Annotated in this window: 12 protein-coding genes; 7 read left to right on the plus strand and 5 right to left on the minus strand. The window is 69.7% G+C overall.

All coding sequences use genetic code 11. From position 1 onward, the window contains the following. Nucleotides 1-944: lytic transglycosylase domain-containing protein (locus tag CH341_RS20835; RefSeq protein WP_111420903.1), on the plus strand; the 944-nt coding region annotated here is incomplete at its 5' end. Here CH341_RS20835 and CH341_RS20840 read toward each other — a convergent pair. Continuing rightward, nucleotides 928-2,028 (minus strand): AI-2E family transporter, encoded by a 1,101-nt coding sequence (locus CH341_RS20840; protein ID WP_111420904.1) that lies wholly within the window; start codon nt 2,026-2,028, stop codon nt 928-930. The genes CH341_RS20835 and CH341_RS20840 overlap by 17 nt on opposite strands. Before the next feature lie 179 nt (nt 2,029-2,207). On the opposite strand from CH341_RS20840, the gene CH341_RS20845 reads away from it, so the two are divergent. Continuing rightward, nucleotides 2,208-2,669 carry a YidB family protein gene (locus CH341_RS20845; RefSeq protein WP_170149739.1) on the plus strand — a complete coding sequence of 154 codons (462 nt, stop codon included), beginning with the start codon at nt 2,208-2,210 and terminating at the stop codon, nt 2,667-2,669. Nucleotides 2,670-2,716: 47 nt separating this feature from the next. Next, a complete protein-coding gene (locus tag CH341_RS20850) occupies nt 2,717-3,241 on the plus strand; it encodes a peptidoglycan-binding domain-containing protein (RefSeq protein ID WP_111420906.1) in 525 nt (174 codons plus the stop codon). Nucleotides 3,242-3,279: 38 nt separating this feature from the next. Here CH341_RS20850 and CH341_RS20855 read toward each other — a convergent pair whose 3' ends face one another. The 4 genes from CH341_RS20855 to CH341_RS20870 form a co-directional block, all read right to left on the minus strand. Then, a complete protein-coding gene (locus tag CH341_RS20855) occupies nt 3,280-3,543 on the minus strand; it encodes a PsiF family protein (RefSeq protein ID WP_111420907.1) in 264 nt (87 codons plus the stop codon). A 105-nt stretch (nt 3,544-3,648) separates the two neighbouring features. After that, complete coding sequence (locus CH341_RS20860) at nt 3,649-4,623, minus strand: FkbM family methyltransferase (RefSeq protein ID WP_111420908.1); 975 nt, start codon at nt 4,621-4,623, stop codon at nt 3,649-3,651. A 222-nt stretch (nt 4,624-4,845) separates the two neighbouring features. Then, nucleotides 4,846-5,376, minus strand: a complete 531-nt coding sequence (locus tag CH341_RS20865) for a copper chaperone PCu(A)C (RefSeq protein ID WP_245431169.1) — start codon at nt 5,374-5,376, stop codon at nt 4,846-4,848. 90 nt (nt 5,377-5,466) lie between these two features. Further along, entirely contained in the window at nt 5,467-5,847 is a 381-nt protein-coding gene (locus CH341_RS20870; protein ID WP_111420910.1) for a DUF2946 family protein, read from the minus strand. 701 nt (nt 5,848-6,548) lie between these two features. Between CH341_RS20870 and CH341_RS20875 the strand changes: the two genes are divergently transcribed. The 4 genes from CH341_RS20875 to glgA all read left to right on the plus strand — a co-directional run bounded on the left by CH341_RS20875 (nt 6,549) and on the right by glgA (nt 12,787). Then, nucleotides 6,549-7,976 (plus strand): bifunctional enoyl-CoA hydratase/phosphate acetyltransferase, encoded by a 1,428-nt coding sequence (locus CH341_RS20875; RefSeq protein ID WP_210208491.1) that lies wholly within the window; start codon nt 6,549-6,551, stop codon nt 7,974-7,976. Nucleotides 7,977-7,990: 14 nt separating this feature from the next. Further along, nucleotides 7,991-9,199, plus strand: a complete 1,209-nt coding sequence (locus CH341_RS20880) for an acetate/propionate family kinase (protein WP_111420911.1) — start codon at nt 7,991-7,993, stop codon at nt 9,197-9,199. A 283-nt stretch (nt 9,200-9,482) separates the two neighbouring features. Next, nucleotides 9,483-11,495 carry an alpha-1,4-glucan--maltose-1-phosphate maltosyltransferase gene (locus CH341_RS20885; protein ID WP_111420912.1) on the plus strand — a complete coding sequence of 671 codons (2,013 nt, stop codon included), beginning with the start codon at nt 9,483-9,485 and terminating at the stop codon, nt 11,493-11,495. Between the two features lie 47 nt (nt 11,496-11,542). Further along, nucleotides 11,543-12,787 carry a glycogen synthase gene (glgA, locus tag CH341_RS20890; RefSeq protein WP_111420913.1) on the plus strand — a complete coding sequence of 415 codons (1,245 nt, stop codon included), beginning with the start codon at nt 11,543-11,545 and terminating at the stop codon, nt 12,785-12,787. Nucleotides 12,788-12,830 lie beyond the last annotated feature (43 nt).

Raw genomic sequence — 12,830 nt, forward strand, 5'->3', positions numbered from 1 at the left:
CCGCCGTGGAGGCGCCGGCGCCGGCCCCGGCCAAGCCGGACTCGGCCGATGCGCCGGAGCCGCCGAAGGCGCAGCCGGGCCCGCCGCAAGTGCCGGACACTGCCCCGGCTGCCGCGCCGGCCCGCTCGGGCAGCGCCATGGACTCGATCTGCCTCATCCTCGAATCCGCCGCCGAAGCCAACGGCCTGCCGCTGTCCTTCTTCGCCCGGCTGATCTGGCAGGAGAGCCGGTTCCGCCCGCACATCGTCGGCCCGATGACGCGGCGCGGGCACCGGGCGCAGGGCATCGCCCAGTTCATGCCCTACACGGCGGAGGAACGCGGCCTGCTCGATCCCTTCGATCCGGTCGCGGCGCTGCCGAAATCGGCCGAGTTCCTGGCCGAGCTGCGGGAGAGTTTCGGCAATCTCGGCCTCGCGGCGGCCGCCTACAATGCCGGGCCGCGCCGGGTGCGCGACTGGCTGTCCGGCAAGAGCAGCCTGCCGGGCGAGACGCAGCGCTACGTCCGCGCCATCACGGGCCTGTCGGCCGAGGACTGGGCGGCGGCCGGGCGCTCCGGCAAGGACGGGATCGCCGAGAAGACCTCCTGCGCGACCCTCGCCGCGCTCCTGAAGGAGGAGCCGACCATGTTCATGGGCGAGCTGGAGCGCCGCGTGCGCGAGGGTGCGGCGCGGCCCTGGGGCGTCCAGCTCTCGGCCGGCTTCTCCCGGCAGAAGGTCCTGGCGAGCTATGCGGCGATCGAGCGTCGCTTCCGCACCGAGCTCGACGGCCGCGATCCGATGATCATCCGCTCGCTGCTGCGCAGCCGCGGCTCCAGCGCCTTCTACCAGGTGCGGGTGGGGGCCGAGACCCGGGTCGCGGCGACGGCGCTGTGCGCCTCCCTGTCGAAGAAGGGCGGCGCCTGCATGGTGCTGCGCAACTCGCGCGGCGTCACCGAGACGCCGTGACGGCCGCGGCCGGGGCGGCCCGAGGCGCTTGCGGCGCGTCCGGCTCCACCTCCGCGTTCGCCGCCGGCTCCGCCTCGATGTCCCGGACGTAGAGCTCCTTGACGGCGACATAGACGACGACCGTCAGGGGGGCGGCCAGGAGCACGCCGGTGACGCCGAACAGGATGCCGAAGCCGACGACGGAGAACAGCAGCAGGGCGGGCGGCACCGACACCATCTCGCGCTGGATCAGCGGCTGCAGCACATTGCCCTCGATCTGCTGCACCACGAGGAACAGGCCGAGGACCCAAAGGGCCAGGGTCGAATCGGTCGAGAACGCGATGATCAGGGCCGGCACGGCGGACACGATGGGGCCGACGATCGGCACGAACTCGGCGAGGCCGGCGAACAGCCCGAGCGCCAGCGCCGACGGCACGCCGAGCCACCACAGGCCGGCTGCCGTGACGACACCGACCACGGCCATGGCGATCACCTGTCCGAGCAGCCAGCCGCGCAGCGCGTCGCCGCACCGTCGCAGCGTGCGGTCGGCGCGGTCGCGATGGCGCGGCGGCAGCAGCCGCAGGGCGCCGCCGTGATAGAGAGACGGCTGCGCCGCGATATAGAGCGCGCCGAACACCACCAGAAGCAGGTTGGTCACCGCGCCGGCGGCGAGGCCGAGCGCCCCGCCGATCCGGCTGACGATGCCGCCCGAGAGAAGCGCGTCGGTGCCGCGGTCGACCGCGGTCGAGAGCCAGCTCGCGCCGCCGAAGCGGTCGCGGACCGCGTTCCAGGCGGTGGGGAGCTGCTCCACCAGAGTCTCGACGTTCTGCAGGATGGCGGCGCCGAAGAAGACGATCACGAGCGTCAGCCCGAGCGCGATCAGGACGACGGCGGCGACCAGCGACCAGGCCGGCGACAGCCCGGTGGGCCGGGCGATCAGGTCGGCCAGCGCCCGCAGCAGGATGGCGCCCAGCACCGCGGCGAACACCATGAGGAGGAGGTCCGCGAGCTGCCAGGCGAGCAGCAGGACCAGCACGGTCGCGGTCACCAGGAGGAGCTTCGCCGAGAAGGCGCGCTCGGCGGAGGAGGGGGAATGGGCCGGCATGATGCTCCCGTGTCCGGATCGGGGCGCCCGTGCGGCCGCCCACCCCGTCAACGCGCCGGAACGCAATACGCCCCACGATCGTCATGATGGTGAGGCCGGATCGTTCTAGACGGGAGCGGACGGTTTCCACCGACCGGCGGTGGTCCGCCCGCCGCCGAGGGACATTCCAAGGAGACCCCATGGGCCTGCTCGACAGCCTCGTTTCCGGCGCCATGAAAGGCGCCCTCCAGCAGCTCGACGGCTCGGCGCTGCCGTCTCTTCTCGCCCAGCTCCTGGGCCGGACCGATCTCGGCGGCTTCGGCGGCCTGATCGAGACGCTGCGCCGCGGCGGTCTCGACCGCGAGGTCGGCTCCTGGCTCGGCCAGGGCTCCAACATGCCGGTCTCGCCCGACCAGCTCCGCCGCGCGATGCCCGACCAGGACCTGTCGCGCATGGCGCAGGAGGCCGGGCTGCCGCTCGACCAGCTCCTGGAGATTCTGGCCCGCCATCTGCCGCAGACGATCGACGGGCTGAGCCCGAACGGCCACCTCCGGGACGACCCGATGCAGGTCGACCCGCAAGCGGGCGGCAGCGACGACGCGAGCGGCGGTGGGTCGTTGTCGGATCAAGCCGGTCTGGACGATCTCGACCGGCTGCGCTGAGCGAGTGCCGAATGCACGTTTAATCAACAACCTGGAGGGAAATGCAAATGGCCATTCTCAAGCGTGGGCTCGCCGGCGAGCCGGTGAAGCTCCTGCAGAAGAAGCTCGGCGTCGAGGCCGACGGCCGGTTCGGTCCCGGCACCGAGACGGCGCTCCAGGACTATCAGAAGAAGAACGGGCTGCAGGTCGACGGCATCGCCGGGCCCGACACCTTCGTCCACATGGGGCTGTTCGAATTGGTGCTGCTGCGCACGGGCTCGCGCGGCGAGGCGGTGAAGAAGCTGCAGCAGGCGGTCGGCGTCACGGCCGACGGCGTGTTCGGGGCCGGTACCGAGAAGGCGGTGCGCGCCTTCCAGGAGAAGAACGGTCTCGAGGCGGACGGGATGGCCGGGCCGGCGACGCTCGCCAAGACGAACGCCTTCAAGGAGATGACGGCGGATGTGGTGAAACGATCCGAACTCGGTGCGGGAGCCGGCGCGAGCGCCGGAGGCGGGGCCGCGGGAGAAGCGTCCGCCGAGCCGGCGCCCTCCCGCAGCATCTGGGGCTCGATCAAGAGCTTCTTCGGCGCCTGAGACGACGCCGCGCTCCGGCGCAGGTGATCAGGGCTGCGTCACTGACCAACGGCGTCGGTGACGCACTTCTTGGTGAAGCTCGTCTTGGCGGCGCCGGCGAGCTTCTTGTCGGACGCCGAGGTGTCGCAGGACGCCTTGGCGTCCGTCTGGCACTTCTTCATGAAGCTGTTGAGGGCGGCGCCGTGGAGCTTCTTCTCGGTCGCCTGCGCCTTGCACGAGGCGGGGGTCGTCGAGGGGGGCGTCTGGGCCTGGGCCGTGGCGGCGAGCAGGCAGAGAACGGCAGCGGCTGCGAGGGTCTTCACGAGCGAATCTCCCGTCGTTGGCGTCGAAGCGACGCGGATCGGCGGTACCGAGCGATGATGGCGCGATGACGACGGACGTCCCGGCCGACCGCGGCCGGCGCGCCGTCAGCGGACGACCGGCGGTGCGCTTCGCAGCCGCTCGGTCCAGAACACGCTCTTGGTGACGAACACGTTGTACCCGACCGCGTGGTTGGTCTTGATGTGGTCGAGGAACCCGGGTTCGCGCACCTCCTCGAACCGCCCGGTCCGGGGATCGAGCACGAACTCGCGGCAGCCGGGCTGTGCCAGCACCCAGCGGGTGACGCCGTGGCTGCGGTCCGCGCCGTGCTCTTCGCACAGCATGATGGTGTCGGCGTCCAACAGCCGCTGCCCGCCCTGGAGTGCGTCGATCTCGACACCCTCGACGTCGAGCTTGACGATGAAGCGTCCGGACGGGTCCAGCGAGCCGTCGCCGATCAGGCTGTCGAGCGAGACGACGGGAACCTCCTCGCAGAACGCGGCGTCGTCGGGACCGGCGATCGTGAAGGCCTCGTGCTTGCGCCCGCTCAGGCGGGCGACGCCGCCGGCGGTCGCACCGATCGCCTGATGCCGGACCGCGAAGCGATTGCCGTTGAGCTCGGCATTGCGGCGCAGCTTGGCGGCGTTGCGGGACGACGCCTCGATGGCGATCGCCGGATGCGCGCCGAAGGGGCGGCTGGTCGCCAGCACGGACCACAATCCGTAATTCGCGCCGCAATCGACGAACGTGTAGTCGACGTCGACCACGTTCATGAGAAAGCGTTCGAGCTCGGCCTCGTAGACGTAGCGGCGGTCGAGCAGGACGCTCCAATAGCCGTCGCCGAACGGAAACGCGAAGCGGGCGTCCTCGTTGAGCTGGACCACCGTCTCGCGGTCGTCGAGCGCCCTGGAGAGGATCCGGCAGCCGAGCGAGAAGCCCCGGTGAGCGAACGGCTCGGTGAGACGTGCGCCGGCCTTGATGGCCAGGGCCGCGGCTCGCTCGCGGAGCGTGGCTCCGTCCAGCCGGCCGGTCCGACGATCAAAGGTGAGCGGCTGATCCCGCCGAGGCTCGTAAGCTGTCATGCAGACGAAGACTTTCGTTGAACGGGGTATATTTGTTTCCCGAATGTAACTGAAAGTCTCGGGAAGATCCGACTCGTCCCGCTCGTCTATACGCGCGACAGGCGGCCGAGAAAAGTGCCACCATCGGCGCCTACCAAAGGTGACGCGTTCGACTTAAATTACGGTAAAGTTCAAATGACTTGGTCGCGCCGGTGGTATCCGGCGCGACCGCTCCGGCGAGGGTCAGTGGTGGTGATGGCCACCGGCCGCCGGAGCCGCGCCGCCGCCCGCGGACGTGGTGCTCCCCGGAGAGGTGGCGCCGATCGCCTGCACGCTGTAGCGCACCGCCACCGTTCCGGCTTTCTCGAAGCGCAGCTCGCCCGCGAGCGTCTCGCCCTCCTTCAGCGGCTGCTTCAGGTCCATGAACATCACGTGATAGCCGCCGGGGGCGAGCGTCACGGTGGCGCCCGGCTTGATCTCGAGGCCCTGGTTGAGCGGCCGCATGGTCATCACGCCGTTCTCGGTCTTCATCTCGTGGACCTCGAAGCGGCCGGCCTGGGGCAGGGTGCCGCCGACCAGCCGGTCGGGCTCGGTTCCGGTGTTGGTGATCGTCAGATAACCGCCGGCGACCTTGGCGCCGCCGGGCGTGGCGCGGCTCCAGGGCCGTTCGATCTTCAGGGAGCCGACCGTGAACTCCTGGCCGACGGCGGGAGCCGAGAGGCTCGCGACGGCGAACGCACAGGCGAGGGCGGACACGAGGGGGACGCGGGTCATGGGGAATCTCCGGACAGGGGCAGCCGCTCTGCGCGCACGCGACATCGAGCGGCCTGGGATGGAAAAGGGAAGAGCGGGTCGACGTCGGAGTCAGCCGACCGGCGGCGCTCGCGGCCTGACCGGACTGCGCTCGCTCGCCGGCACGGCCGCGACGGCGAGGCGGATCGGCCGCACCGCAGCGACCCGCGACCAGGCCGGGGCGCGGCCCGCGACGGGACCGTCGGCACCCGCCGTTCCGGGCGTCGTGCACAGGACGCAGCATGCATGCCCGCGCGTGTCGGGCCGCTGGCCGGCCGGTGCGGGCGCGGACGATGCATCCGGCGAGGAGGCGGCGGCGCCACGGCAGAAGCCGTCGGCGAGCGCCCAGTCCAAGGCCGAGGTCGTAGGGGAGCCGGGGAGCGCCAGCGAGGGCAGCAAAATCTGCAGGAGCAGCGCCGCGGCGAGGAAGGCGGCGCACGCCCGCCGGATCACCGGAACGGGTGCGGTCGATGGCGGGGCGTGGGGGCGGCGTCTCGTCACACGGCTTGATAGCACGAGCCCGCGGGGCGGGACACCCGGGTGCGGATGGCTGCGCAGTGTTTTGCGCAGCGCGACGCGCAACGGCTTGCACGGCGCGACACGTCTCGGCGGCCGGCGCGTCGCGCCGGCATCGACTCGGACCGGCCGCAACACGTCGGTCGGACCCGCTTCGGCGTCGAACGGAGAGTCTCCTACGGGATTGCACGATCGGTATCTCTTCGTATCGACGGCGCGGAGACGGTCTGGTCGTCATGGTCGACGCGTGCGCCGGCGGGATCACGTCTACTGCGCACTCCACGAGCGCGGCACGGCGCCGCTCGCGGACCTCCACCTACGTGGTTTTTCCGTCGTGTCTCCGATGGTTTATGTGTTTCTTATAAGATCGTCGGTAGGGTGATCTCGCGGTTCGTCCAACATCGGTCTCGGTCGTTTCGGATCGCGTACTGCGAGTCGTGTGCGTGATACTCACGACATCTCTTGCGTTCATCGGAGGCCATGCGCGTTTGCTCACCCAGCCAAACGCCGAATTCAATTGACCCTCGCCGGGTCGGGATGTCTCTCCTGCCGCCGCGTTTCTGGAACAGGACTTGCTCCGGACCCCCAAATCGAAGACTCGGTCGGTGCCTCCCGCACCACCGGAGGTGGATACGAAAATGGCAGACGTGATCAAAAACACCACGTTCAGTGAGCTGAAGGTCGGCGACACTGCGAGCATCGAGCGGGTCTGCTCGGTGCAGGACCTCTATCTCTTCGCTCACGTCTCCGGGAACACCAACCCGGCCGTGATGCCGGAGATCGGCGGATCGTCGGACCGCGCCGCGTCCGCGCCGTTCATGTGGGCCGGGTCGCTGATCTCCGCCGTTCTCGGCAATCTGCTGCCCGGTCCGGGCACGCTCTACCGCTCGCAGGATCTGCGCTCGGTGAACCGCGTGAAGGTCGGCGACAAGGTGCGGGCGAGCGTCCGCTGCATCGAGAAGCAAGGCTCGCCGATCGCGGTGTTCGAGACGCGAATCGAGAAGCTCGACGGCACCGTCGTGGCGGAAGGCAAGGCGCTGGTCGACGTTCCGGTCGAGCGCATCACGGTCGCGGCGCGCGAGCTGCCGACCCTGATCCTCGACGATTGCGACCAGTTCACGCCGCTGATCGAGCGCGCCAAGAGCCTCGGCCCGATGGCGACCGCGGTGGTCTGCCCGGACGACAAGAACTCGCTCGGCGGCGCCGTGCTGGCGGCGCGCGAGGGACTGATCGAGCCGATCCTGATCGGCTCCCGCGCCGCGATCCAGAAGGCGGCCGAGGCCGCCGGTCTCGACATCTCGTCCTACAAGCTGATCGACGCCGCCAACGGCGTCGAGGCGTCGGCCAAGGCGGTCGAGCTCGTCCGTCGCGGCGAGGCGGCGTCGGTGATGAAGGGCAACCTGCACACCGACGAGCTGCTCGGTCAGGTCGTCAAGAAGGACGGCGGGCTGCGCTCCGGCCGCCGCATCAGCCACGTCTTCGTCATGGACGTGCCCACCCTCGACCATCTGCTGTTCATCTCGGATGCGGCGATCAATATCGCGCCCGACCTGGTCACCAAGGTCGACATCACCCAGAGCGCGATCGATCTGGCGATCGCCTGCGGCATCGAGAAGCCACGCGTCGGCGTGCTGTCGGCGGTCGAGACCGTCAATCCCAGCATTCCGTCGACGCTCGACGCCGCGGCGCTGTCCAAGATGGCCGAGCGTGGCCAGATCAAGGGCGGCCTCGTCGACGGCCCGCTCGCCATGGACAACGCCATGGACGTCGCGGCGGCCCGCACCAAGGGCATCACGTCGCTGGTCGCCGGTCGGGCCGACATCCTGATCGTTCCGAACCTCGAGGCCGGCAACATGCTGGCCAAGGAGCTGACCTTCGTGGCCCGCGCCGAGGCGGCCGGCCTGGTGGTCGGCGCCGCCGCTCCGGTGATGCTCACGAGCCGGGCCGACAACGATCGGGCGCGGCTGGTCTCGGCGGCGCTCGCGCAGCTCTACGAGTACCGCCGCCGCACCGGCCGTGCCGTCGCCGTCCCGGGCGCCGACGCGACCAAGGTCGCGGCCGAATAAGACACGAGGACACCATGAGCGACCACATCATCACCCTCAACGCGGGGTCTTCCTCGATCAAGTTCGCGCTGTTCGCGACCGACGGCGGCGAGTGGCCCCGTCAGATCGCGATCGGCCAGATCGAGGGCATCGGCGTTTCACCCGAGTTCGAGGCCAAGGTCGCCGCCGGCGGAAAGACCAAGCGCGCGCTCACCGGTGCCGAGACGCCCAAGAGCCACGACGACGCGCTCAAGATCATCATCGGCTGGCTGTCCGAGACCTTCCCGGACGCCAAGATCGCCGCGATCGGTCACCGGGTCGTGCACGGCGGCCCGATCTACTCGGCGCCGATGCTGATCGACGACGCCTCGTACAAGGTCCTGGCGGGCTTCTCGGCGCTCGCGCCGCTGCACCAGCCGCACAACCTCGCCGGCATCGCCGCGGCGGGGCGGGCCTTCCCGGGCATTCCGCAGGTCGGCTGCTTCGACACCGCGTTCCACCGCACCCAGCCCTTCGTCAACGACACGTACGGGCTGCCGCCGGAGCACTACGAGGAGGGCGTGCGCCGTTACGGCTTCCACGGCCTCTCCTACGAGTACATCACCAGCCGGCTGCAGGAGCGCGACCCGGCGGCGCTCCGCCGCCTCGTCGTGCTGCATCTCGGCAACGGCGCGTCGATGTGCGCCATCAAGGACGCCAAGGGGCAGGCCTCCACCATGGGCTTCTCGCCGCTCGACGGCCTCCTGATGGGGACCCGCTGCGGCCAGATCGATCCCGGCGTGCTGCTGTATCTGATGCAGCAGAAGGCCATGAGCGCCGCCGCGATCTCCGACCTCCTCAACAAGAAGTCGGGCCTCAAGGGCATGTCGGGCGTGTCGAGCGACATGCGTGACCTCGAAGCCTCCGCGGCGCCGTCCGCCAAGCAGGCCCTTGAGTATTTCGTCAATCGCATCCGCCGCGAGCTCGGCAGCCTGATGGCGGTGACGGGCGGGGCCGACGCGCTCGTCTTCACCGGCGGCATCGGCTCGAACTCGACGTTCGTGCGCGAGCACGTGCTCGCCGGCATGGAGTGGGCCGGCATCGTGTTCGACAGCGCGGCCAACCAGGCGCGCGCCGAGGTGATCTCGGCCCCCGGGTCGGCCGTGAAGGTCTACGTCATGCAGACCGACGAGGAGGCGATGATCGCCCGCCACACCATCCGGGTGGCGAAGCTCGCCGAGGCGCCGGCGCTCGCCACCGCCTGACATGCTGCGGTCCGGCGGCACGCCGGTCCGTCGCCGAAACCTTCCGAGCCCGCGGCGGTCTCCGTCGCGGGCTTTTCGCATTCCGGGCCGCGTCGGGCGGTTGCTGCGCCGCCCCCTGATCTCGCACCGCGATACGGTCTTGCCGGGCGCATCGAAAAGAAACATGGTACGGCCAAGCCGTCTCCCCGCGAGGGTTGCCGAACGTCGGCGCGTTTTTCCGCGCGACGGTTCGTCCGGCCGGCGGGCTGCTCATAAGCAACCGTGATTTCTCATAAGGCCCAAGATGAATTTCCCACGCGCGCCCCGCTCGACCGTGACATACGAGCCGCATCTGCCGACCGCCCCCGACGCGACTCCGCTCGAATCGGACGTCTTCCAGCGCCGCTTCTTCATCGAGGACGTCTTTCCGACCATCGACGCCGGCCGCTTCGCGGTGAAGCGCGTCGTCGGCGAGCCGGTGGACGTCTGGGCCGACATCTTCCGCGACGGTCACGAGGTCACGGCGGCGGCGCTGCGCTGGCGGCGCGAGGGCGAGCGCGGCTGGCGCACGGCGCCGCTCGTCCCGGCCGAGAACGACCGCTGGCACGGTATCTTCGTGCCGATCGAGATCGGCCGGCACGTGTTCGTCGTCGAGGCCTGGACGGCCGGCTTCGCGACCTGGCGGCGCGACACGCTGGCCAAGCAGAAGGCCGGGATCGACATCACGCTTGAGCTGAAGGAAGGCCGTGAGCTGGTCGCCGCGGCGCTGCCGAAGGCGGGCGACGCCGCGGGGCGGCTGCAGGCGGCACTGAACATGTTCGGCACGGCCGGCGACGCGCGGCCGCTGCTCGCCGAGGATCTCGCCGCCGCCATGTCGACGGTCGAGCCGCGGCCGGATCTCACCTGGAGCCAGGCGTTCCCGATGATGATCGAGCGCCCGCGCGCCCGGGCGGGCGCCTGGTACGAGCTGTTTCCGCGCAGCCAGACCGACGATGCGGCGCGCCACGGCACCTTCGACGACGTCATCGCGCGGCTGCCCGACGTCTCGGGAATGGGCTTCGACGTGCTGTACTTCCCGCCGATCCATCCGATCGGCGGGAAGAACCGCAAGGGCAAGAACAACTCCCTCAAGGCGGCGCCCGACGATCCCGGCAGCCCCTATGCGATCGGCGCCGCCGAGGGCGGCCACGACGCAGTCCACCCGCAGCTCGGCACGCTGGCGGACTTCCGCCGTCTCGTCGCGGCGGCGCGCAGCCACGGGCTCGAGATCGCGCTCGACTTCGCGACCCAGTGCTCGCCCGACCATCCGTGGATCAAGGCGCATCCGGACTGGTTCCGCTGGCGGCCGGACGGCTCGATGAAATACGCAGAGAACCCGCCGAAGAAATACGAGGACATCACCAACCCGGACTTCTACTGCACCGAGCGCGTCGCGCTGTGGCAGGCGCTGCGCGACGTGGTGCTGTTCTGGGCCGAGCAGGGCGTGCGCATCTTCCGCGTCGACAATCCACACACCAAGCCGTTCCCGTTCTGGGAGTGGATGATCCGCGAGGTGCAGACCCGCTTCCCGGACGCGATCTTCCTGTCCGAGGCGTTCACCCGGCCGAAGGTGATGAAGGCCCTGGCGAAGCTCGGCTTCAGCCAGTCCTACACCTACTTCACCTGGCGCACCGGCAAGGACGAGATCTCCGCCTACATGGCCGAGCTGACGCGTCATCCCGAGCGCGAGTTCTACCGGCCGAACTTCTTCGTCAACACGCCCGACATCCTGCCCCTGCATCTGCAGTCGGGCGAGCCGTGGATGTTCAAGTCGCGGGTGGCGCTCGCGGCGATGCTGTCCGGCAGCTACGGCGTCTACAGCGGCTTCGAGCTGCTCGAGCACGATCCCGTCGCGCCCGGCAAGGAGGAGTATCTCGACTCCGAGAAGTACGAGATCAAGCCCCGCGACTGGAACGCGCCCGGCAACATCAAGAGCTACATCACCCAGCTCAACGCGATCCGCCGTGCCAACCCGGCCCTGCAGCAGACCTCGAACTTCGGCTTCGTCCAGGTGGACGATCCGGCCGTGCTGGGTTTCGTGAAGGAGTCGGTCGCCCACGACAACGTCGTGGCGGGTGCGATCGCGCTCGCCCCCGGACTGCACGACGTCTGGTTCCATTTCGGCGACCTGCGGATCGGTCCGGAGGGGGCCCGCCGGCCGGTGCGGGCGGTGGAGAATCTCGTCACGGGCGAATGGCGGCTGGTCGAATGGGGCGGCGTGCGCCTCGCCATCGATCCGGCCCAGGACCCGACCGTGCTGCTGCGCTGCGTCGCCTGACGTCGCGCCGAGACTGCGCCGCGGCTGCGGCGAACGGAGTGTTCGGAATGCGTATTCTGCTCACCACCAACGAGTATCCGCCCTATGTGTACGGCGGTGCCGGCGTCCATGTGGAGTATCTGTCGCGCGAGCTCGCCAAGCTCACGCCGGTCGAGGTGCGGACCTTCCACGAGCAGACGCTGGACGACGGGCAGCTCCACGTCCGCGGCATCAAGGTCGACACCACGTTGTTCGCCGGCTGCCCGCAGACCTATGTGTCGCCCCTCAAAGCGCTCTCCACCTGCCTCGCCTTCATGGGCCAGGGCATCGGCAACGAGCTCGACGGCAGCGTCGAGATCATCCACTGCCACACCTGGTACACGCACTTCTCGGGGCTGCTGGCGAAGATCCTCTACAACATCCCGATGGTCATCACGGTCCATTCGCTGGAGCCGCTGCGGCCGTGGAAGCGCGACCAGCTCGGCCACGGCTACGACCTGTCGCGCTGGATCGAGAAGAACGCGCTGGAGACGGCCGATGCCGTGATCGCCGTCTCGCGCAGCACCAGCGACGACATTCTCCGGCTGTTCGATGTGGCGCCGGAACGCGTTCACATCATTCCGAACGGCATCGACACCGACGAGTACCGGAAGATCCACGCTCCCGAGGTGCTGACCCGGCTGGGTGTCGATCCCGACCGGCCGTTCGTGCTGTTCGTCGGCCGCATCACCCGGCAGAAGGGCCTCTACTATCTGCTCCAGGCGATCCCGCAGCTCGATCCGAGCCTGCAGGTGGTGCTGTGCGCCGGCGACGCCGACACCATCGCGCTGCAGCGGGAGACCGAGGAGATCGTCGCCGAGCTGCAGAGCCGGCGCAGCGGCGTGATCTGGCTGTCCAAGATGCTGCCGCGGGCCGACACGATCGCGCTCTACTCGCACGCCACCGTGTTCTGCTGCCCGTCCATCTACGAGCCGTTCGGCATCATCAACCTCGAGGCCATGGCCTGCGGCACGCCGGTGGTCGGCAGCGCGGTCGGCGGCATCAAGGAGGTGGTGGTCGACGGCGTCACCGGCATCCTGGTCGATCCGCAGCTCACGCCGGAGCCGCCGCACGACCCCTCCAATCCGGTGCGGTTCGAGCGCGGCCTCGCCGAAGGCATCAACCGCATCGCCGGCGACCCCGAGCTGCGGGCCCGCATGGCCGAGGCGGGTCGCGAGCGGGTCGAGAAGAACTACTCCTGGCGCAGCGTCGCCAAGAAGACCTTCGACCTCTATCAGCAGCTCCGCGCCGGCCGGAAGACGACCAGCCAGTAGAATGTCTGCTCGTTCCGGGGCGCGGACCACCGGTCCGCGAGCC

The sequence above is a fragment of the Rhodoplanes roseus genome (assembly GCF_003258865.1).
Lineage (GTDB): Bacteria > Pseudomonadota > Alphaproteobacteria > Rhizobiales > Xanthobacteraceae > Rhodoplanes > Rhodoplanes roseus.

Excerpts from the sequence above, each read along its gene's own strand:
- CH341_RS20860 (WP_111420908.1), bottom strand. The coding sequence starts at position 4,623 with ATGACAGCTTACGAGCCTCGGCGGGATCAGCCGCTCACCTTTGATCGT.
- CH341_RS20885 (WP_111420912.1), top strand. The coding sequence starts at position 9,483 with ATGAATTTCCCACGCGCGCCCCGCTCGACCGTGACATACGAGCCGCAT.
- CH341_RS20865 (WP_245431169.1), bottom strand. The coding sequence starts at position 5,376 with ATGACCCGCGTCCCCCTCGTGTCCGCCCTCGCCTGTGCGTTCGCCGTC.
- CH341_RS20840 (WP_111420904.1), bottom strand. The coding sequence starts at position 2,028 with ATGCCGGCCCATTCCCCCTCCTCCGCCGAGCGCGCCTTCTCGGCGAAG.
- CH341_RS20845 (WP_170149739.1), top strand. The coding sequence starts at position 2,208 with ATGGGCCTGCTCGACAGCCTCGTTTCCGGCGCCATGAAAGGCGCCCTC.
- CH341_RS20880 (WP_111420911.1), top strand. The coding sequence starts at position 7,991 with ATGAGCGACCACATCATCACCCTCAACGCGGGGTCTTCCTCGATCAAG.
- glgA (WP_111420913.1), top strand. The coding sequence starts at position 11,543 with ATGCGTATTCTGCTCACCACCAACGAGTATCCGCCCTATGTGTACGGC.
- CH341_RS20875 (WP_210208491.1), top strand. The coding sequence starts at position 6,549 with ATGGCAGACGTGATCAAAAACACCACGTTCAGTGAGCTGAAGGTCGGC.
- CH341_RS20850 (WP_111420906.1), top strand. The coding sequence starts at position 2,717 with ATGGCCATTCTCAAGCGTGGGCTCGCCGGCGAGCCGGTGAAGCTCCTG.